The 20,687-nt window shown below is 43.2% G+C and carries 16 protein-coding genes; 11 read left to right on the top strand and 5 right to left on the bottom strand.

Annotation, left to right across the window (positions count from 1 at the left end; genetic code table 11):
- Position 1: 1 nt before the first annotated feature.
- Positions 2-1,183, top strand: coding sequence for a glycosyltransferase (locus tag M0C34_RS08170; protein WP_248715142.1), 1,182 nt, complete (start codon positions 2-4; stop codon positions 1,181-1,183).
- Between the two features lie 34 nt (positions 1,184-1,217).
- Here the strand turns inward: M0C34_RS08170 and M0C34_RS08175 are convergent, their stop codons facing one another.
- The gene (locus M0C34_RS08175) at positions 1,218-1,799 is read right to left on the bottom strand and encodes a hypothetical protein (protein WP_248715143.1); all 582 of its coding nucleotides are present in this window, start codon (positions 1,797-1,799) and stop codon (positions 1,218-1,220) included.
- A gap of 157 nt (positions 1,800-1,956) precedes the next feature.
- Between M0C34_RS08175 and yajD the strand changes: the two genes are divergently transcribed.
- Both yajD and fusA read left to right on the top strand, forming a co-directional pair.
- Positions 1,957-2,298, top strand: coding sequence for an HNH nuclease YajD (yajD, locus tag M0C34_RS08180; protein WP_248715144.1), 342 nt, complete (start codon positions 1,957-1,959; stop codon positions 2,296-2,298).
- A gap of 350 nt (positions 2,299-2,648) precedes the next feature.
- Positions 2,649-4,733: an elongation factor G gene (gene fusA / locus M0C34_RS08185; RefSeq protein ID WP_248715145.1), complete on the top strand. Its 2,085-nt coding sequence runs from the start codon at positions 2,649-2,651 to the stop codon at positions 4,731-4,733.
- Between the two features lie 113 nt (positions 4,734-4,846).
- Here the strand turns inward: fusA and M0C34_RS08190 are convergent, their stop codons facing one another.
- Positions 4,847-5,275 (bottom strand): RNA-binding S4 domain-containing protein, encoded by a 429-nt coding sequence (locus tag M0C34_RS08190; RefSeq protein ID WP_248715146.1) that lies wholly within the window; start codon positions 5,273-5,275, stop codon positions 4,847-4,849.
- Positions 5,276-5,603: 328 nt separating this feature from the next.
- Here M0C34_RS08190 and M0C34_RS08195 point away from each other — a divergent pair, with 328 nt between their 5' ends.
- From M0C34_RS08195 to M0C34_RS08205, 3 genes are read left to right on the top strand one after another with little or no spacing between them, the layout of a single operon-like run.
- Positions 5,604-7,673 carry a TonB-dependent receptor plug domain-containing protein gene (locus M0C34_RS08195; RefSeq protein WP_248715147.1) on the top strand — a complete coding sequence of 690 codons (2,070 nt, stop codon included), beginning with the start codon at positions 5,604-5,606 and terminating at the stop codon, positions 7,671-7,673.
- Positions 7,673-8,215 (top strand): YfiR family protein, encoded by a 543-nt coding sequence (locus M0C34_RS08200; RefSeq protein WP_248715148.1) that lies wholly within the window; start codon positions 7,673-7,675, stop codon positions 8,213-8,215. The genes M0C34_RS08195 and M0C34_RS08200 overlap by 1 nt, the downstream gene beginning before the upstream one ends.
- The gene (locus M0C34_RS08205) at positions 8,215-10,251 is read left to right on the top strand and encodes a putative bifunctional diguanylate cyclase/phosphodiesterase (protein ID WP_248715149.1); all 2,037 of its coding nucleotides are present in this window, start codon (positions 8,215-8,217) and stop codon (positions 10,249-10,251) included. Before M0C34_RS08200 ends, M0C34_RS08205 begins: the two co-directional genes overlap by 1 nt.
- On the opposite strand, the gene M0C34_RS08210 is transcribed toward M0C34_RS08205, so the two are convergent.
- The 3 genes from M0C34_RS08210 to M0C34_RS08220 form a co-directional block, all read right to left on the bottom strand.
- Complete coding sequence (locus M0C34_RS08210) at positions 10,205-12,982, bottom strand: bifunctional diguanylate cyclase/phosphodiesterase (RefSeq protein WP_248715150.1); 2,778 nt, start codon at positions 12,980-12,982, stop codon at positions 10,205-10,207. The genes M0C34_RS08205 and M0C34_RS08210 overlap by 47 nt on opposite strands.
- Positions 12,983-13,304: 322 nt before the next feature.
- Complete coding sequence (locus M0C34_RS08215) at positions 13,305-14,606, bottom strand: inosine/guanosine kinase (RefSeq protein WP_248715151.1); 1,302 nt, start codon at positions 14,604-14,606, stop codon at positions 13,305-13,307.
- Between the two features lie 276 nt (positions 14,607-14,882).
- Positions 14,883-15,566: a tRNA (adenine(22)-N(1))-methyltransferase gene (locus M0C34_RS08220; protein ID WP_248715152.1), complete on the bottom strand. Its 684-nt coding sequence runs from the start codon at positions 15,564-15,566 to the stop codon at positions 14,883-14,885.
- Positions 15,567-15,854: 288 nt separating this feature from the next.
- Between M0C34_RS08220 and M0C34_RS08225 the strand changes: the two genes are divergently transcribed.
- The 5 genes from M0C34_RS08225 to M0C34_RS08245 all read left to right on the top strand — a co-directional run bounded on the left by M0C34_RS08225 (position 15,855) and on the right by M0C34_RS08245 (position 20,325).
- Positions 15,855-16,904: a porin gene (locus tag M0C34_RS08225; protein ID WP_248715153.1), complete on the top strand. Its 1,050-nt coding sequence runs from the start codon at positions 15,855-15,857 to the stop codon at positions 16,902-16,904.
- A 111-nt stretch (positions 16,905-17,015) separates the two neighbouring features.
- The gene (locus tag M0C34_RS08230) at positions 17,016-17,288 is read left to right on the top strand and encodes a hypothetical protein (RefSeq protein ID WP_248715154.1); all 273 of its coding nucleotides are present in this window, start codon (positions 17,016-17,018) and stop codon (positions 17,286-17,288) included.
- A 447-nt stretch (positions 17,289-17,735) separates the two neighbouring features.
- Positions 17,736-17,987: a DUF4212 domain-containing protein gene (locus M0C34_RS08235; protein ID WP_040306877.1), complete on the top strand. Its 252-nt coding sequence runs from the start codon at positions 17,736-17,738 to the stop codon at positions 17,985-17,987.
- Positions 17,988-19,724: a sodium:solute symporter family protein gene (locus M0C34_RS08240; protein WP_248715155.1), complete on the top strand. Its 1,737-nt coding sequence runs from the start codon at positions 17,988-17,990 to the stop codon at positions 19,722-19,724. It abuts the gene before it with no gap.
- Between the two features lie 160 nt (positions 19,725-19,884).
- Positions 19,885-20,325 (top strand): hypothetical protein, encoded by a 441-nt coding sequence (locus M0C34_RS08245; RefSeq protein WP_248715156.1) that lies wholly within the window; start codon positions 19,885-19,887, stop codon positions 20,323-20,325.
- Positions 20,326-20,687 lie beyond the last annotated feature (362 nt).

A 20,687-nucleotide genomic window follows, 5' to 3' on the forward strand; every position in this document is an offset into this window, starting at 1 on the left:
TATGAAACGCGATCTCATAGTATTTGGTGAAGATTGGCAGCGTCACCCTAGCAGTAGTCAGCATGTTATTACCGAATTGGCAAAGAACCATAGGATTCTTTGGGTTAACTCCATTGGCTTACGCCGCCCTCGTTTAAGTTTACGTGATGCTAAACGGGTGATTGAGAAGCTTAAATCGATGTTGGGTTCAAGCCAGCCAACGAGTAAAACTCAAAACACCGAGCGAGAGAAGGCGCCCGTTAGGCCTCGCAATATCCATGTACTGTCACCGGTGGCTTTTCCTGCGCCGCGCAGTCGATTTTTTCGTTGGTTGAACCGATGCATATTGCAAGCTCAAGTCAATAAGCAAGCTAAGCGATTGGGGATAACTCATCCTGATCTATGGATAGCGCTGGCGACAGCGGTAGATATGCTGGGGCATTTAAATGAACGTCAAGTTATCTACTATTGTGGCGATGACTTTAGCGCCTTGGCAGGGGTGGACCATCAACATGTTACTCGTTGCGAAACCGAGCTAGTGAAAAAAGCCGATCATGTGCTGGTGGCTAGCGACATGCTGTTGCAAAAATTTAGTCGCCAAGCGCATATCGCTGCTAAAACACGTATTTTACCTCATGGCGTTGACTACAGTTTATTTGTTCGGCCGTCAGAGCCTGCGCCGACTATTCAGCAAAGTGCGCAGCCGATAGCTGGTTTTTATGGCAGCATTGCCGTTTGGTTAGATATTCCTTTGATTGTAAACGTTGCCAAGTCGTTACCACACTGGCGCTTTGTATTTATCGGTGATGTGCAAACCGATATTTCGGCTTTTAAAGGCTTTAGCAATATTGAAGTTTATCCCGCGGTTCGCCATGACGAGCTACCCAGTTATGTGCAGCACTGGCAGGTATCATGGTTACCCTTTAGGGCTTGTAAACAAATCACCTCGTGTGACCCGCTAAAGTTACGCGAGTATTTGGCCGCAGGCAGGCCAATAGTGAGCACTCCGTTTCCAGCACTACAACCTTATGCGGGAATGGTGACCCAGGTAGAAGAAGCCTATCAAATGGTTCAGGCCCTAGAAGACAGCCTAGAAACGCCTTCTGCATTGCAGCAAAGAAGAACCTCGTTTCAACGTTTGCACGTGCGTTCTGAAAGTTGGTATGAAAGGGCGCAACAGGTAAATCAATTGCTGTCTTGTTAGCTGGCAGTATAAAGGTTCGGGCCTAAGTAAGCTGCTAAGCAATCGTTTTGCTTGGCTGCTTATTTGAGGTTTTACTCATGGCAGGAGCAGGTTGGGGGGCAATAGGGGTAGCAATGAACTCGCCGCCGCATACAGGGTGCAATAGGCCGGTCGATATTGCGGCTTGCGATTCACGCTGCCAATAGTGCGCGACGATGTTGAGCTTCGGGTCAATCACCGATATCTTGTGTGAACCACAGTTCAAGCATTCCGCGTGGTTATGCCGTTGTCTAGAAATGTCTAACTCTGCACCAAGGGTCAGTAGGGTTGCCACACTGCGACGCCTTACTCGGCGTAACTTTCTGTTTAACAGCCTTTGCCAATAGTTTGTTTTCAGCTTCTCTTCGAGTGAGGCAACTTGGCGAACCAAAGCGGCCATTTCATTTATGATTAGGTCAATATCCCTAAACTCATCAGCGCTGACTAAAGCATTACATTCATTACACCAACCTATCGTCTTACGTAACGGAATCTCTAGGCCATTGTATAGATGTACTCGCCAAGTATTGATTTGGTGTTGGTCGCTACTACAATCACAACGGTTACATTGAATCAGGGTCGAAGGCTGCGGCATCATTATTCCCTTAATTGATTAATCTAATTCTGGCGCAACTTTATGCTTTTGTGAATATGTCATTTATTAATCTTGAGCCATTCAGCATTTTATTTTTTTGACTGAAAAATTTAACTGCTTGGGTGGTATAATATTTGGCAAAAATTTCTTGGAGAATAAAATGGCGACGATTCCAAATAACTACGCAAGTTTAGAACAGGGTTACCGAGAGAAAGCCCTCAAGCTATTTCCTTGGGTATGTGGACGATGCGCGCGTGAATTTCCGTATTCGAATCTGCGTGAGCTTACGGTTCATCATATTGATCATGACCACACTAATAATCCTAATGATGGTTCTAATTGGGAGTTGCTATGTTTATATTGCCATGACCATGAGCATGCTAAATATACCGAGGCTGCGCAATATGGCTCAACGGTAGAAGCGGGTAGCGATCTAAAGCAGGATGTGGCGACCAGCAATCCGTTTGCAGATTTAAAAGCAATGATGAACAAGAAAAAATAAGCAAATGTCAGAGCTTGTTAAGCGTTTAGCGTAGAGAGTAATCAACGGATTGTCACCGATATTCAGGCTTTGACAGCTGAACCGAATATAAAGTTGCGTTGCGACTGTGTCCTACTATGCTCAGAAATGGGCCGCGGAGAGCTTAACCATCTAAAAAAGTTTTAACATTGCGAATATAGAGTGGTGAAAACAGCCGTTATCGGGTTTTAAACGGCTTTAATCGTTTATTTGCTAGATTATTTTTAATAAATTTGGCAATTAATCGCTCAAATTCAGTTCACCCTCTCGCCTTGTGCCACAGTAGTGGTATACTCCCCGCCGAATTTGAAACAATTGATTAGAGTTGAACAATGGCTGATTTATCAAAATATAGAAATATTGGTATTTTTGCTCACGTTGATGCAGGTAAAACTACCACAACTGAGCGTATCCTAAAACTTACTGGTCAGATCCACAAAACTGGTGAAGTACATGACGGTGAGTCTACTACTGACTTCATGGAACAGGAAGCTGAGCGTGGTATTACTATTCAGTCTGCAGCAGTAAGCTGTTTCTGGGATGACCACCGCTTCAACGTTATTGACACTCCTGGACACGTTGACTTCACTGTTGAAGTATACCGTTCTCTTAAAGTGCTTGATGGCGGTATCGGCGTATTCTGTGGTTCTGGTGGTGTTGAGCCTCAGTCTGAAACTAACTGGCGTTATGCGAATGACTCAGAAGTTGCACGTATTATCTTCGTTAACAAGTTAGATCGTATGGGTGCAGACTTCTACCGTGTAGTTAAGCAGACACAAGACGTTCTAGCGGCTAACCCACTAGTAATGGTTTTGCCTATTGGTATTGAAGAAGACTTCGTTGGTGTTGTCGACCTTCTTACTCGTAAAGCATACATCTGGGATGACACGGGTCTTCCAGAAAACTACGAAATCACTGATGTTCCTGCGGACATGGTTGAGAAAGTAGAAGAGTACCGTGAAATGTTGGTTGAATCTGCTGTAGAGCAAGATGACGACCTAATGGAAGCTTACATGGAAGGCGAAGAGCCAACGATTGAGCAACTAAAGGCGTGTATCCGTAAAGGTACGCGTACAATGGACTTCTTCCCAACTTACTGTGGTTCGGCGTTCAAAAACAAAGGTATTCAATTAATCCTTGATGCTGTTGTTGATTACTTGCCAAACCCAACTGAAGTTGATCCTCAACCTCTAATGGACGAAGAAGGCGAAGAAACTGGTAGCCACGCTATCGTTTCTGCTGACGAAACATTCAAAGCACTAGCATTCAAAATTATGGATGACCGCTTTGGTGCATTAACATTCGTACGTATTTACTCTGGTAAACTGAACAAGGGTGACACCATCCTTAATGCATTTACAGGTAAAACTGAGCGTGTTGGCCGTATGGTTGAGATGCAAGCTGATGACCGTAACGAACTCACTTCTGCTCAAGCTGGCGACATTATCGCTATCGTAGGTATGAAGAATGTTCAAACGGGTCACACGCTTTGTGATCCTAAAGACCCTTGTACGCTAGAGCCTATGGTATTCCCAGTTCCAGTAATCTCGATTGCTGTTGCGCCTAAAGATAAAGGTTCAACTGAGAAAATGGGTATTGCTATCGGTAAAATGGTTGCTGAAGATCCATCTTTCCAAGTTGAAACTGATGAAGATTCAGGTGAAACCATTCTTAAAGGTATGGGTGAACTTCACTTAGACATTAAAGTTGATATCTTGAAGCGTACTTACGGTGTAGACCTAGTGGTTGGTCAACCTCAAGTTGCTTACCGTGAAACTATTACTCAAGAAATTGAAGATAGCTACACGCACAAGAAACAGTCTGGTGGTTCTGGTCAATTCGGTAAGATTGATTACCGCATCAAGCCTGGTGAAGTAGGTTCTGGTTACACGTTCACATCAAAAGTAGTTGGTGGTAACGTGCCTAAAGAATTCTGGCCTGCAGTTCAGAAAGGTTTCCAAGTAATGATGGAAACGGGTCCATTAGCTGGCTTCCCTCTTCTAGATATGGAAGTAGAGCTATTTGATGGTGCTTTCCACGCTGTGGATTCATCTGCGATTGCTTTTGAAATTGCAGCTAAAGGCGCTTACCGTCAATCTGTACCAAAAGCGGGTCCACAACTTCTTGAGCCAATCATGAAAGTTGACGTATTCTCTCCAGAAGATCACGTAGGTGATGTTATTGGTGACTTGAACCGTCGTCGCGGCATGATCAAAGACCAAGAAGCTGGTGTAACCGGCGTACGTATTAAAGCAGATGTACCACTAGCAGAAATGTTTGGTTACATTGGTTCACTACGTACTATGACCTCTGGTCGTGGTCAGTTCTCTATGGAATTCTCGCACTACGCTGCTACTCCACAAAACGTGGCTGAATCAGTCATTGCTGCAGAAAAAGAGAGACAAGCTAAGAAGTAAGCTTACTTTTTAGTATCAAGCCGCTCCTAGAGCGGCTTTTTTTATGCCCAGCATTTAACACCATCAAAAAAGCAGCCATTGGCTGCTTTTAAAATAGCGGAGGGGGGAACTCACTAGAACTTAATAGATTGGCGACCGGTTATTACGTTTCTCTTCGGCTCTTCACTCATGGCAGGTTTAGTGAGAGCTGAGTGTGGCTTTGGCTTAGACTCTTTTTGCGTTTTCTGCTTAGCCTTTGGTTTCGCGGTTTTAGGTTTAACCGCTTTATTGCTAGTGTCGGTGACAGGCTGATCACACACGACATACAAATATTGGCCGTTAAATTCAATAATATCACCAGCGTATACTTTTTTACGCTTGCGCTGTTCTACTTCACCATTGACCCCAACATATCCTTCTGCAATGGCCATTTTTGCTTCGCCGCCACCGTTGACCAGCTCGCCTATTTTAAGCACCTTGTACAGTTCTATAGGTTGTTCATTGACGAGTACTTCGAGGGCTTCCACCTCAACTTCTTGTTCGGGATCTTGAGTATTGCTCATAGTGCCATGTTAGCTAAACAGATAAGCATTGAAGTATGGCGATGGGAGTAGGCGGGGTCAAGTACTTAAGGTGTGGTAAGGCCTTGTGAAAGGATTTCATTGAAAGTTATCCATATTCAGTTAAAGTGAATTAACTGAGTAAGTGAATGATTAGAGATCATGGCAAGCACAATAAGTTGAGCTAATTGCTTGCTAATTGCACAGCAGATAAATATCATCACATTTTGCTGAAAATGTGTTTAGATTTTTATTTTGTTTACTGCTGAAAATCTTGATTTAACACCTATCTTTGGCAGCTATGGACGGTTTGAAAGACTATGGAGTTGTCTTGTTGAAGTCATCTTGTATTGCTCGTTGTTTTTGTTTGTCTCTCGGTTTTGCCTCTGCAGTTAGCTTTGCAAGTGGCAGTTCTTTGTCTAGTTTAGAGCTAGAATCGTTAATGGATACCGATGTACAAGCAACATCGGCCATGAAGCGGGCACAATCGTCATTTACCACTGCGGCTTCATTATATGTATTAAGTAAAGAAGATATTCGGGCATCTGGCGCAGTAACGGTTGCGGAAACTTTAAAGTTGGTTCCTGGTCTTGAAGTAAGGCAAATAGATAATAACCAGTGGGCCATCAGTGCTCGGAGTGTAGCTGGTAGATATACCAGCAAGCTTTTGGTCATGGTTGATGGACAAACTGTTTACAACCCAGCTTTTGCCGGCGTTTACTGGGAGACCCTAGATGTCCCATTATACGATATAGAACGTATCGAAGTGATTCGAGGTCAAGGTGGTTTACTGTGGGGAAGTAATGCGACCAATGGTGTGATTAACATCATAACAAAAAACAGCATTGATACCCGCGACACACTGTTGCAAGTGAGTAGCGGTGACCAAATAAACTATGATGTTGGTTTGCGCTTTGGATCAGAGCTAGGCAGTAAAGGTAGTTACCGAGTTTTTGGTAGTGTTCGAGATTCTGATGCCGCCAAAAAGGCCAGTAGAGAGATCGCTACCAATGACGATGCTAAACAAGCCAGTGTAGGTTTTCGTTTAGATTTGGCTCCCAGTGATGACTTATCTATTCTTGGTCAATTAAATTACACCCATACTGATATGGGACAAAATCTAAAAGCCTTATCGCTTGAAACCAATCAAAATACCCTGTATCACGACAATTTTAAACGGGATGATGTACGATTTATGGCGAGGCTTGAGCATCGCTTATCCCATTCTTCGAACCAAATGTTACAAGCGTCATGGGCCGTGCTCGATGGAGAGCAGTTGTATCTTAATGAGCGTTTTCAGTCGATAGATATTGACTACCAGATGAACACATTATTGGGCAATACCCAATTTGATTGGGGCTTAAATTACCGTAATAATTATTTGCCCTACGAAGATAGCTTCTTGATTAGTAGTGATGCTGATATTCATCGTTTACAGCAATATGGCGCGTTTATCCAAGCACAGTTTAGTTTGGTGCCGAATAGTGTCAGTTTAATATTAGGTAATAAATCAGAACACAATAGTTTTACCGGTTGGGAGCACCAACCCGTTGCTCGATTATTGTGGCAACCTACGCCTAAGCAAGTATTGTGGGGCGCTATCTCGCATGGCGCTAGGATACCTTCGCTCACTGAATTTGATTTTGATTCTGCCCTTAATGGCACCGTTGTCAGGGATGTATTGGTGACGGGCTTTGACGCGATTGATAACTACGCTATTCGTACGGTGTTAAATGGTAATCAAAATGTTGAGCCGGAACGGTCAACATCATATGAGCTGGGTTATCGCTTCAGTCAGGCGCATTGGTCTTTAGACTTGGCGTTGTTCCATACCCAAGCAGACAACGTGATTGCTGTGTCGCCTAACGTGAACAGTGTGCCTATCAACGATATTTTGGCTCTGTTAGGTTCAGGGCAAATCGAACAAGCACAACAAGCCTTGATTAGCTCGGTTGTAGAGTATGATGTAGTGTCTAATGCTCAACTTAATACGAAAGGCGGCGAGGCCTTAGTCACTTGGCGCCCTAATATGCGGTTTGTCAGTGAGCTTGGTTATAGCCAAATGTCTTACCGATATCGACTCGAAGATAACAGCTTACCGGCCATTGGAACTGACTCTGATAATCAACAGTTTTTCGCTAAGCTTGGCTGGCAGGTATTTGAACAGCATTCTTTGTTTGGCTTATACCGCTCAATACACAGTAATGCGTATAACACGAGCAATTATGACGCTTTAGATTTAACCTGGAATTGGCAGCTTATACCAAGTACCGTTGTGTCCTTAAGTGCCAAAAATCTTTTGGCAGGTTCACACCTAGAGTATTACAACACTTCAGAGACATTTACGTTGCCTAATCACATAGAACCCAGTGTGTTATTCAGAGTGTCGGCTGAATTTTGATGATGGCATTTTTTAAACGGCCAATGCTAGTTATATCTTTAATAAGCTACTTGCTGTTTAGTCCTGATTGCCTTGCTGCTAATGATAAAGAACTGTCGTTAAAAGCGGGCTTTGTTTTTAACTTTGCCCGTTATAGTGAGTGGCAGGATCAGGCACCTTTAGTCGGATATTTTAGATTATGCAGTCCAGATATTAGCTTTGTTGATTCAGCTAGTGAGGTGTTGGCCGAACAAACCATACATGATTTGCCTATTTTAATTAGCTACATGAGCTTAGATTCATCGGATATCACCCAATGTAACCTACTGTTTATTAGCGCTGCCTATCAGCAACAATGGCAGCAGGTCGATAAGCGGCTATTACCCAATACCATGTTAGTTGGTGAAGCCGCCAACTTTATGAAAAATGGCGGCCATATTCGCTTTTTTTTGTTGGCAGGTAAAATTCGTTTTGAAGTTGACCCTGAGAAACTTAAACAATCAGGAATTGTAATGAGTTCAAAGGTGCTTAGGTTAAGTCGTATTGTTAAGGGAGCGTCGTGATGAGTCGGTTTTTCTCCTTTAACACGATGAGCAAGAAACTATTGTTGATCCTAATGAGCATGTCGTTCTTTTCTACAGTGATGGTGGCTGGCGTGTTCAGTGCCTACGAAGTTGTCAGTGCTAAAGCAGACCAAACCACTAGTTTGCAAAGCAACGCCAAAATGTTATCACCCAACATCACTGCGGCTTTATTATTTGATGATCTAGATGCGATGAGAGAGCAGCTTCGTTCGCTATTGTTGCGAGAGGACGTGATTAAAGCTGATGTGGTTGATATTCAGAAAAATCTACTGGTAAGTGAAAGCCGCTTAGATCAGCCCACAGGGCTAAGCGAAATCGAAAATAATTTGATTAAGGTGTCTCATCTTTTGGTTTTAGATGGACAAATTTACGGTGAGTTACTGATCTGGGCTAACGATAGCTATATAGATACCAGAGTTCGATTTTACAGCCAGTTTTTAGCCGTGTTGCTGGTGTTCACTTTTGGTCTCAGTTTATTTTTGTCTTTGTTTCTAAAGCGTGGTTTTTTAAGGCCATTATTGCACTTGGCTGATGTCGCCGAGCAAGTGAGTTCAAGCAGTGATTATAGCTTAAGAGCTCAGCAGTCGAGTGCTGATGAAGTAGCCAACTTAACTAAATGCTTCAATGATATGCTCGAAAACATTGAACTGCGCGATCGAATGTTAGAGACCCAAGTAAAAGTGCGCACTCAGGAACTAGAAAATGCTAACCATCAGTTATTGCAATATGCCTATAAAGATGGATTAACAGGCTTACCCAATCGTCATTATTTTTATGAAAAACTCCATAAGCTGATTGTCGAAGACAGTAAGTTTGCACTGATATTCATTGATTTAGATGGCTTCAAGGAAATTAACGATACGCTGGGTCATGACTATGGAGATATTTTGCTCAACCAAGCTGGTCAGCGGATCCTTCGCAGTGTAAGAGGGCGGGATACCGTTGCTCGGCTAGGTGGGGATGAATTTACCATTGTGATTGAAGGTGTGAGTGAGCAGCAACACGTTGCCAGTATTGCCGAGACAGTGTTAGCAGCTTTAGCTAAACGTTTTACCATAAAACAAGAAGCCGCCTATGTGACCGGTAGTATCGGCATTACTTTATACCCTGGTGATGGTGAAACGGTTGAGTCACTGGTGAAACATGCTGATCAAGCGATGTATGTGTCTAAAGGGCGTGGTCGTAACTGTTATCAATTTTTCTCTTCGGCGATGCAGGTAGAAGCCCAAGAAAAACGTAAATTGTTAGAAGAGCTTAGAATCGCCTTAAAAGAGCAGCAGTTTGAAATGTTCTACCAACCTATTGTAGAAACTGTGGCAGTTTTAAAAGATAGCAAAGTGAATAAGGCGGAGGCTTTACTGCGCTGGAACCATCCAGAGAAAGGGCTGATTGCCCCTGGTGAATTTATCCAAGTCGCTGAAGAAGCGGGGCTCATTAGGGAAATTAGTGATTGGGTGATGGATCAAGTGGTTGAGATGGTCGCCGGCTGGTATCAGCAAAATGGCCAAGCCATACAAGTCAGCGTGAATACGTCTCCCTCTCAGTTTAATGATGGGGCTGCTTGGATTGATGATTGGTTGCATACCATTATTCGCCAACAAATACCGGCACATAGCATTATGATCGAGATTACTGAAAACGTATTGATGGTTACTGAGGAGTCAATTAAACATCAGCTAAGCCGATTACATCAACATGGAATTGATGTTGCAATTGACGATTTTGGTGTGGGTTACTCATCACTTGCGTATTTACAGCAGTTGGATATCGACTTACTTAAAATTGACCGCTCGTTTATAGAACATTTAACGACTGATGAAGATAGTGCCGCCTTAGTTAAGGCGATTGTAACCATTGCCCACCATCTCAATATCAAAGTGGTCGCAGAAGGGGTAGAGACAGAGCAGCAATACCAGCGTGTTTTTGGTGTAGCTTGTGATTATGTGCAAGGCTATTTGTTTTCTAAGCCTATTCCAAAGCAGCTGTTCTATCAACGCTACTTACATCCTCATTAATGTTTGCAGTGACTTGCCAACGTTGTAAAAATTCCTTGCTATCAAGTGGTTGGCCATATAAATAACCTTGGATTTTGTGGCAGTTGTTATCCTTTAAAAATTGGCTTTGCCAAGGCGTTTCAACCCCTTCAGCGATAACTTGTAAGTCGAGGCTACTGGCCATAGATATCACGGTTTTTGCCAAGGTTCGAGACCGAGCGCTATGCTCCATATCCTCAACAAAGCTTTTATCTATCTTGATGATATCGAAAGGGTAGCTACTCACGTAGCTGAGAGATGAATAACCAGTACCAAAATCATCGAGATAAAAGCTAACGCCCAGCTGTTTCAGCCCATTCATTAGATTGAGTAACTCTTTTCGATTATCTAAAAATACACCTTCGGTGATTTCTAAGGCGATGCTATTCCCCGGCAGGTGGTGACGCTCCAGAGCGTTAGCAACGATATTAAAAATATCCGATGAAATAATTTGCGCCGGCGAAAGGTTGATAGACATTGTTAAGCTTGTTAAGCCTAAATTTTGCCATTCAGCCCTGATGCGTAAGGCTTCATTGAGCACCCAATTACCAATCTCATTAATTTTACCGGTTTGCTCTGCAATCGGGATAAATACCGCCGGTGAAATCTCTCCAAGCAAATGGCTATCCCACCTAATAAGCGCTTCTGCACCGCTTAACTCTCCGGTATCTGTTATTACAACAGGCTGAAACTGTAACGAAAACTCCTTGTTGTCGATGGCATGAGCCAAGGCAGTGGAGATGGCTAAATGTAGCGCATCGGTGATACGCATATCTTCAGAAAAACAGGCATAGCGACCGTGGCCAAGATGTTTAGCGTAATTTAGAGCGGTGTCTGCTGATTGTAATAGCTGAGCGCCATCGTTGCCGTCAAGGGGAGACAGTGCAATGCCGATGCTAGCACTTAAATGGAAAATATTATCTGCAATAGATAGAGGCTTAGACATGGCTTGCTGGAGCTGGCAGGCTATTTGTATCGCGCACTGCTGGTCTTTGATGGGGGCTATGATGGTGAATTCATCGCCACCAAATCTAAAGGCTAGGGCGTTCTCAGGAATGGTGTTTATCAGCAACTGAGAAACTTTTATCAAGGTTTGGTCACCAATAGCATGGCCAAGGTTGTCGTTCACAACCCTAAAAGCGTCAATATTTAAAAACAAGATGGCTAGCTTTTCACTCGCTGCATTTGCTTCAAATAGTTTTTCTCCCATGATGTTTTGAAAGTGATTCTTGTTAGCTAAACCGGTTAAAGAGTCAGTGATAAGTAATTCTGTTAAGGTATTCTCAGCTTCTTTTCTAGCGGATATGTCTCGAAGAATCGAAAGGATGGCAAGCTTATCCCCATATGGGACTAATTTAGCGCTGGTTTCTACCGGGATGACTTCACCTAATTTTGTTCGAATGCTCGTTTCAAACTTTAGACTACCGATATTCAACACGTTTTCTATATCTTGATTGACTTGATCTAAACTGGAATGGCTGCGGATCATTGAGACATGCATACCCATTAACTCAGTTTTTGAATACCCTAGAAATTCACTAGCCAAATTATTAACCGAAATATATGTGCCAGTGTCGAGATCGGTGATCAGTAAAGGGTCGCCTGCATTATCGTAAATACTTTTGAATTTTACTTGCTGGCGTTGCAAACGCGCCATTAGATAGTAAACGCCGATAGCTACCCCAATGTAAAATAGACAGGTAGCGCTGGTAAATAGAATGAAACTTTGTTTTGTTTGCTCATAGGCGGCAAAGGCTTCTGCATAATCCATTTCAGTCGCTAAACCAAATTGCAAGTCTGGGTCCCATAGCCACGCGCCAACAACTTTAATACCGCGATAATCTAGGTAGCCGTCGACATTATAAGTCGTTTCTCCGCTTAGGGCACTGGTCGCCATGACGGTATAGCTAGGTAATTCACCATTTGATACAGCGGGAACCATCGCTCTAATGTTAAAAGCACTAGGGCTATTTTCTTTGAGCTGTTGCAGCTCACTCAATTGAGAGTTGAAACGGCTTTCGGTCAGTAAGTAACCGTGTTTGTTGATTAAGTAGGTTTCTCCACTTTCACCCATTTGGCCACGGGAGAGTATATTCTGAACGTCTGCTTTAGGGTCTAAGCTAATCGCAAGAAGGGCGATGACTTGATGCTGCTGATTTCGAATTAGTGCTGTAGAAAACATAGTGGGATAGTTTTCAACTAATACGCCGTTGTTGTCGACCAGTGCAACATCAGAGGGCTGGGGCGGGGTTAATTGAATTTGCCCACGCCAAGCTTTGTTTAGTATCTCCGGTTGGTGTGTGAGTAGGTTAGTGGTGCCAACGTTACTATCACGGCTTGAGGCGACGCTAATATTGCTTGGCGCGATAATGTAAAATCCACGTAGTCGATGGGCATGGAGTAGCGGGGTTAAATAGTTGCGAAGCTGTTGCTGAACAGCTGAGGCTAACAAGGCTTGACGATTGCGTGGTTCAGCCAAAATGGCTTCGGTATAGGCGATAACTTTTGGATCTGTAACTATTGCATTCGCGTGGTGTACCGTTTCACGGCCCCACGTGATTAGACCGTGATAGGCTGTGTCCCTAACCACTTGTAGCGATTGTGCAATATCGTTGGTAAGACTGGTTTTTATTATCGAAAATGTAAATATTGAGGCGGAAATAGTAAGCCCTAGTGCAACTAACACCACTAACACTATTTTACCTAGCTGCATGCTAACTCTCCTCCAATTACAACATTGGTATCGAATGCGTTTATTTGGTTCGGGCATTTACGCTAGTTTAGCTATTGAAGCCAGTCAGTGCTGGAGAGATAGAAGCATTTGCTAACGGCGCTATGCCAAGTAAATTGCCCTTCACTGTTAATGATAGTGTAGTTTATAAAGAGTGTGAGGATTGTGTCGTGGTATTTTGACTCATATGGATCAACAAATGCCGTTACACTAGGTTATTGGCGAAACCGCAGCGGCACTGCTGGTAGCCCTCACAAGGTCATTGCGGGGCCAAACTTTATCATAAACGGCACTTGGGGGCTGACTATCTCTCCCAGTATGCCTCTTCTAAACTCTCTTCCCGCTCAGGCAGGCCGCGAGATAAACGTGGGCTGTGCTGAGCCAGAACTTCATAGCTTACGCGGTTTGCATATTTACATATTTGCGCAAAAGAGGAATAGCTTAAGGCTTCAAATTGGTGCTTACTAGATTGTTCTACATTACAGCGATGAAAGACATTAGCTGCCATATCATGCAGTAATGCTGAAAGTGCACCATCACCCGCACCATTGGTATTGGTGATTTTTTCTGGTCCCCCCATAAACGGTGCTATATGAGAGTAAACCTTAATGGCTTGTTGGCAACTTTTTTTCAGCATGGGGCGAGAGAATTCGTATTGGTTGAATTCAGGAATAGCGCCTGGTAACAGGGTGTGACTAGTGCTTCGTTTGAATTCGTCTTCAGTATAACCAGCAGTAAATAAGCCTCTAGAACCGGCGGTACATAGTACCAAATCACACCACTCTAAGGCTGTCTCACAAGCTAATAATACGTCACTGTGGCCGGTTAGTGCTTCGGCTTCTTCTTCATTCATCGCCAATACCGTTACGTGCTCGGCGACAAACTGTTGCCACCATTTAGGGTCGTCTTCAATTAAGAAACGAGTTCCTAAGGTCAAAACAACCGGCACATTAGCCTGATGAGCATAGTCGATAGCCCGCATTGCAGCTTCTGTAATAGGATCGTTTCCTGCTCGCATTAAATAAGCGGTGAGTGCCAAAGCGGCGCCACTTTTGATCAGCGTTTCATCGATATAATCTGACGAAAGTTTATCCATATGACCTTTGGATATGGCAAAGGTCCGTTCGCCACACTCGGTGATTAAGGTAAAGCAACGCCCAATCGGTCCATCTACCGACTGAAGGTGGTTTAAATCAACGCGTGATGAGGTATTACAGAGATAACGATAAGCATAATCTCCTACGGTGATGTTTTGACTCATTACGCCAAACATCACTGAGCGTCCATCAGCGAGGGTAGAGTAGTTATGCAAAGTATTACCAATAGTACCGCCGGCAAACTCGGCACTAATAAGTTGGTTATCGTGTAGTTCTTGATAAAGGCACTGAGCAGCGGCATCATCAATCAGTAGAGAATTTCCTTTTACCAAGCTGTGGCGTTGAATAAATGCTTCATCAACATGCGCTTCTATATCCACTAACGTTTGGTCAATCCCAGTTATGTGAGTAAGCTTAGGTCGCAAAATCGGATTTAATTCGTTGGTGAGTGGATCGCGAGATTCAACCGGGAAATAGTGTTTTGACTTACGTTGGCCAGGAAATTTCATACAAAGGTCGCTTGTTATATTAAGACTTATTTAGCAGTGTAGTTGCCTCACTGCGCAAAGGCGGCGATTCTACCATAGCCAACGCAAAATGTTGCTTATTGTTTCCGCAATAGATTTAACCTCCAACTTTCCACTAAATACCTATGAATTGCTCGTTGAGCTTAGCGTTTGTTGCTCGCGCTTTCCTTTTAGGCGCAATCGCCTTGTTTAATTTCAGCGTTTATCCGCAGTGGTGTTGCGTTGGATAAATAGCTTCACAATCAAGGGTAAAAAACGTTATCTAGTGAGTAGTGCTTGGTATGCAGCCAAGGCTGGGTGAGCCTGGTTCAGCTTAAGTTTTTGGTAGTGTTGTATTGTTTTCGCTAAATAGTCTTGATGGTCAAGCTCGTCTAATTGCCACATTTCTTGGCCTACTAAACTGATAGGCTTAGCTTGGCCTGTTGTGAGATGCAGCACTTCATAGTAGCGGCGGTTTTCGCAAATCAGCTGTTCGCTAATGAGATTGATATTGTGTTTTATCAGAAACTGCCTCAGTTCAAATTGATGATGGACAGGGCAAAGGATTAACTCAAAATGTTGTTGGTTTTGACTTAATAAGGAGGCTAGCAGTTGAATACATAGCTCTCCGCCCACACCCGCAATAATAACCAGTTGTTTCCCCTTGTTACCGAGAATGAGCTCTGCCGTGTCTGCGCAATGTACTTGCCATTGGCTGATATCAGGATTGTGTTGAAACGGCAGGTATCGCTTAAGTTTTTTCTCTAAATCTTGAGTAATGTTAGGGACGCAATCAACAAAATGTACAGTGTCTGCTGCGCGGCGTTGAACGAGCTGAGCGCCCAATAAGCCATGGTCACAACAACAGTCCCAGATATCAGCATAGGCATCAGAAATAAGCCTATCAATAGTGGTTAAACGTCGACCTAGCTTCAATGTAACCCCCTCATTAAAGTCATGCATAGTAGTTAATTTACACCTATTGGCAAGAAATTATGCCAGCAAATTTAGCGCTAAATAAAGTAATGCCGAGAATGTGCCCTAGCAAATCCTGTTATATGTGTTTTTTATGACAGTCTTGACCAAAGCGCCCGAGAAAAGCCGAAAACTGAGATTTTGTTCTGTTGGTGACCAATTTGTTCATTTATTAGTTTGTTACTACGCTGAACTTGGGCTGGATCAACTGTTAGCACTATTTTCCATCCTATTTATGAAGAGTTGATAACACAAAACTCAAACCAAGGAGTAAGCATGAATAAGGTAATTGCAGGGGTCGTACTGAGTGCATTAGCTGGCAGTGTGTCAGCGGTAACCATTTATGAAAATGGTAAAACTAATGTAAGCATTGGCGGATATATAGGCGTAGAAGGCTTTTATCAAAGCGGCTACGGAGAGGGTGAAAATAAAGACGGGTCTTTTGAGATGCAAGATAGAGCATCTAGGATCAGGTTTGCTTTTGAGCATGAAATGCTCCAAGACTGGATTGCAGGCGCCCAGTTAGAGTGGGGGTTTAACCCCGTAGAAAAAGCAGACCCATTATTTACTAATCGTCTCGGTAACATCTACTTTAGTAATGACCGCTTTGGCTCCATTCGAGTCGGTAAGCAATGGTCTGCATATTATGATATTGCCGTATGGACCGACCAATTTTGGAAGTTCGGTGGTGACGCATCCGGAACTTATGATGGCAGGAACGGTGGGGACGAATCAGGCATGGGCCGGGCTGACGATGCGGTGACCTACCGTAATTCCTTTGGCGGTTTTAACCTCGCTGCCCAATACCAACTGGAAAATAAATCTACAGCGCGAGATTATGGCTATCAAATTAGCGGTACCTATGACTTCGACTTCGGTCTGTCATTGGGAGCGGCTTACGCGGCAAATGGTTACGACAGTGCTAAGACCGGTTATGTTGGTGCCGCTGATCAAGATAAGGCCACTTCGTGGCTAGCGGGTGTGGTTTATGAATCTGATATGTTCTACCTAGCAGGTACTTACGGTGAATATGAGAACCTGAGTAAAATGTTTAGCACCTTGGCTGATAAGGCTAATGGGCTTGAATTGATTGGTGTCTATAAGATCGACGGTGGCCTATACCATGTTTACGGTGGCTACAATGGTCTAGAAGACAAAACCGACAATAGCCAAGGAGAGTTAAGTTACGCTTTGGCCGGTGTAGGTTGGAAGCCTGGTCAGGTACTGATTGCTTTAGAGTATAAATTTGGTTTAGAGAAAAAAGATGCTTTAGGTGTTGATAGCAAGCAAGACGAAATGTCCTTGCAAGCACGATACTTCTTTTAAATACGTTGATTGGGCGCTAGTTCTGTTCAGAGCTAGCGCTGCACTATTCCTTGTTGCGCTCTTCACTAGCAAACCTGTTACAATCCACTTTTTGTTGAAAATGAGATAACAATGAAGTGGCTTACAGCATCCTTTTTAGTGGTTATAGCCTTAGTTAATTTTGGCCCTAGGTTAAATGCTATATTTTTTTCCCAGCCTGATACAACGGTGCTATTTAACAGTGGATGTTTCTTACAGGGTGAATTAAGAATTGATCCGGTAAACCTCTCATATTTCATTGTGTTAAATAGCGGCGAAGAGCTGTCATTTGCCGATGATAGTTACGCCGAAATATCCACTGAAGAAAACACCATTGATACCACAGGGTTAGCGTCTTGCATTTAGCCTGCTGCGAGCTAAATGCTTTTTTAGTTGCTTTAGGCTTACAAAACGCCGCGCACACTAGCCAGAATCAGTCAGTATGTAGGCTATGATGCATACCCATTACAAGCCTGAACACTCAGGCTTGTAAATTAGCCCCCCTCATTGAAGCGCATTTTCAATGCACAATATTAATCCAAGCACATTTCCTTGGTAAATTATCCTTTTTTTACTGCCTAGATCCCAATTTTTGGCCATATAACTTGGGCTTAGACTAAAGATTAATACCTGTTCTGTTAATCGTTTGTTAAGTTTTAATTCGATAAGCTTGAATTAGATTTATACCTGTATCTCTTTGTACAGAAGCAGGTAAAAAGCTAATGCTATGTTAGTCAATTAACAATTATGCAACATTTATTCAAACACCATACAATCAGCAAGGTCACTCACTGGCTTGCTCGGAGAAATATCATGGAAGAACAGACTACATATTGGCAAGAAAACTTGCGTCTAATATTTACCTGTCTCGTCATATGGTTCGTGGTTTCATTTGGTTTTGGCCTGTTATTGGTAGAGCCATTGAATGAAATCCGTTTAGGTGGTTACAAATTAGGCTTTTGGTTCGCCCAGCAAGGCTCAATTTACACCTTTGTAGCTTTAATTTTTTGGTATACCGCCAAAATGAATAAGCTTGATAAAAAATACCATGTTGAGGAGTCTTAAATGGATGAGTTAAAACTCTATACTTATATCGCCGTATTTGGGTCATTCGGTCTCTACTTCGCCATTGCGTGGTGGGCTAGAGCCTCATCAACCAGTGACTTCTATGTCGCTGGTGGTGGCGTTACACCGATTCAAAATGGTATGGCGATTGGTGCTGACTGGATGAGTGCGGCTTCGTTCATTTCTATGGCAGGTTTGATTGCCTTCCTTGGTTATGGTGGCTCTGTGTTCTTGATGGGGTGGACTGGCGGTTATGTATTACTCGCTATGTTACTCGCGCCCTATATGCGTAAACATGGCAAGTTTACCGTACCAGAATTTATTTCTGATCGGTATTACTCAAAAACCGCGCGTATCGTTGCTGTAGTTTGTTTAATTATTGCTTCTTTGACCTACATTATTGGCCAAATGAAAGGTGTAGGTGTTGCGTTTTCTCGCTTCTTAGAAGTGGATTATGACAACGGTTTATATATCGGTATGGGTGTAGTTTGGGTCTATGCGGTATTGGGTGGAATGAAGGGTATTACTTACACCCAAATTGCGCAATATTGTGTACTGATTTTTGCTTACACTATTCCAGCTGTGTTCATCTCACTACAACTTACTGGTAATCCTATCCCACAAATTGGCTTAGGAAGTACTTTAGCTGACGGCAGTGGCGTTTATCTGCTAGATAAGCTTGATATGGTGGTGACGGATTTAGGCTTTAAGGAATACACCACCGATAACTTAGGTGGCTCCTTGAACATGTTTGCCTACACCATGTCGTTGATGATTGGTACGGCTGGCTTACCTCACGTAATCATGCGCTTCTTCACGGTACCTACTGTGCAAGCGGCTCGTTCATCAGCGGGTTACGCTTTAGTATTTATTGCTTTACTGTATACAGTAGCTCCAGCGGTAGGTGCAATGGCACGCTTCAACTTGATGAACACTATTGTTCCATCTGCCGGTGACAACCTTGTTTATGATGAGCGTCCTCAGTGGTTTAAAGATTGGGAAAAAACCGGCCTGCTTAAGTTTGAAGACAAGAATGGCGACGGCAAAATTCAATATGTTGCTGATAAAGACGCGAATGAAATGGTCAAAGTTGACCGAGACATTATGGTATTGGCAAACCCTGCTATCGCAAACTTACCTAACTGGGTTATTGCACTGGTAGCCGCGGGTGGTTTAGCTGCAGCACTGTCTACCGCAGCAGGCTTATTGTTAGCTATTTCGTCCTCGATATCGCATGACTTGATGAAAGGGGTACTAACGCCTAACCTCTCGGATAAAAATGAGTTATTGGCGGGACGAATCGTAATGACTATTGCTATTCTAGTCTCTGGCTATCTTGGTTTAAATCCGCCTGGCTTTGCTGCAGGTACCGTAGCCTTGGCATTTGGTTTGGCTGCCTCGTCTATTTTCCCAGCGTTAATGATGGGGATCTTTGCTAAGAAAATGAGTGGCACCGCGGCTGTAGCCGGCATGTGTTCGGGTATTGGTGTAACAATGCTGTATGTATTCCAGCATAAGGGCATCATGTTCATCCCTGGAACGTCATTCTTAGGTGACATGGGTCCAAACTGGTTCCTAGGTATTTCGCCAAACGCCTTTGGTGTGGTGGGTGCATTAGTTAACTTCGGTGTTGCTTTCGCAGTATGCCAAGTCACTGGGCCAGCGCCACAGCATATTCAAGATATGGTTGATAACTTCCGCGTACCACATGGTGCGGGTGCAGCACACGACCACTAGATTTGAGTATTGATTAAATAACGCAATGTAAAGGCTCCAAAAATGGAGCCTTTTTTTGTCAAAAATTAATTATTTTTGTTATTATTCAATGAAATATAAGTTTTGTGGACGCTATAAATAGTAAGTTGAATATTTCGTTTTTATACAGGAAGTAGATTGGATGAATAAACATACTAAATTGGCGCTATTGGTTATGCCATTTTTAGCTGTAGGCGGATACATCGCATCCGATGTGTATATGGAACATGACGCGAGTAAAGACCGCATTTTTCAATTAAGCACCTATGGGCATTGTGACATTATCAACCAAAAATGCATTTTGGAGTCGGGCGACTTTCAACTCAATATTACCGATGAGGCTGGAATCACTCAGCTTAATTCGACCTTTCCGCTCGATAGTGCCACCTTGTTTTTAGTGAACAGCTCGAACCAAGCGACCAGTTATCCACTCGGTATGCTTGATAGCCCTTATTATTGGCAAAGTGCTACCGCATTACGCAGCTTGATCCCTAACCAGGGTGATAGTTACAAATTGCGTGTTATTGCTAATATTAAAGGCGGTAAGTACATCAGTGAGTTTTATAGCCAAACGGTGCGTTAATTGATTTTTATTACCATTATTTGTGACTGTTAGCAGGGTTTGGTATTTAGTGTCGTTTGGCGTTACAGGCTAACATCTACTTGTTAAACGTTGGGGCTCGGCGGGTGTTTTTAACTGAATTAGCTGGCTGGATCATTAAATATTTAATTTATTGTGATTAAATGTCCCTGATCAAATACACTTATGCTTAGTGAATGTATTTCAACCTTGTTGGTAAAGGATTAAGTTGTGAGTGTGAATCAAAAATGCCCATCATGTGGTGGCCATAAACCAGCGTTAATGGCCTGTGTAGATTGTGGCTTTAAATATACTGTAGTTAGCCGACCTCCGGCAGCGACCAAACCTGTTTCGTCAGCCCCGGT

Origin of the sequence: Agarivorans sp. TSD2052, from assembly GCF_023238625.1 — a bacterium.
In the GTDB taxonomy this organism is placed as follows: Bacteria; Pseudomonadota; Gammaproteobacteria; order Enterobacterales; family Celerinatantimonadaceae; genus Agarivorans.

What these genes read in the sequence shown, in the direction of transcription:
- M0C34_RS08170 (WP_248715142.1), top strand. Translation starts at nt 2, where the DNA reads ATGAAACGCGATCTCATAGTATTTGGTGAAGATTGGCAGCGTCACCCT.
- M0C34_RS08175 (WP_248715143.1), bottom strand. Translation starts at nt 1,799, where the DNA reads ATGATGCCGCAGCCTTCGACCCTGATTCAATGTAACCGTTGTGATTGT.
- yajD (WP_248715144.1), top strand. Translation starts at nt 1,957, where the DNA reads ATGGCGACGATTCCAAATAACTACGCAAGTTTAGAACAGGGTTACCGA.
- fusA (WP_248715145.1), top strand. Translation starts at nt 2,649, where the DNA reads ATGGCTGATTTATCAAAATATAGAAATATTGGTATTTTTGCTCACGTT.
- M0C34_RS08190 (WP_248715146.1), bottom strand. Translation starts at nt 5,275, where the DNA reads ATGAGCAATACTCAAGATCCCGAACAAGAAGTTGAGGTGGAAGCCCTC.
- M0C34_RS08200 (WP_248715148.1), top strand. Translation starts at nt 7,673, where the DNA reads ATGATGGCATTTTTTAAACGGCCAATGCTAGTTATATCTTTAATAAGC.
- M0C34_RS08205 (WP_248715149.1), top strand. Translation starts at nt 8,215, where the DNA reads ATGAGTCGGTTTTTCTCCTTTAACACGATGAGCAAGAAACTATTGTTG.
- M0C34_RS08210 (WP_248715150.1), bottom strand. Translation starts at nt 12,982, where the DNA reads ATGCAGCTAGGTAAAATAGTGTTAGTGGTGTTAGTTGCACTAGGGCTT.
- M0C34_RS08215 (WP_248715151.1), bottom strand. Translation starts at nt 14,606, where the DNA reads ATGAAATTTCCTGGCCAACGTAAGTCAAAACACTATTTCCCGGTTGAA.
- M0C34_RS08220 (WP_248715152.1), bottom strand. Translation starts at nt 15,566, where the DNA reads ATGCATGACTTTAATGAGGGGGTTACATTGAAGCTAGGTCGACGTTTA.
- M0C34_RS08225 (WP_248715153.1), top strand. Translation starts at nt 15,855, where the DNA reads ATGAATAAGGTAATTGCAGGGGTCGTACTGAGTGCATTAGCTGGCAGT.
- M0C34_RS08230 (WP_248715154.1), top strand. Translation starts at nt 17,016, where the DNA reads ATGAAGTGGCTTACAGCATCCTTTTTAGTGGTTATAGCCTTAGTTAAT.
- M0C34_RS08235 (WP_040306877.1), top strand. Translation starts at nt 17,736, where the DNA reads ATGGAAGAACAGACTACATATTGGCAAGAAAACTTGCGTCTAATATTT.
- M0C34_RS08240 (WP_248715155.1), top strand. Translation starts at nt 17,988, where the DNA reads ATGGATGAGTTAAAACTCTATACTTATATCGCCGTATTTGGGTCATTC.
- M0C34_RS08245 (WP_248715156.1), top strand. Translation starts at nt 19,885, where the DNA reads ATGAATAAACATACTAAATTGGCGCTATTGGTTATGCCATTTTTAGCT.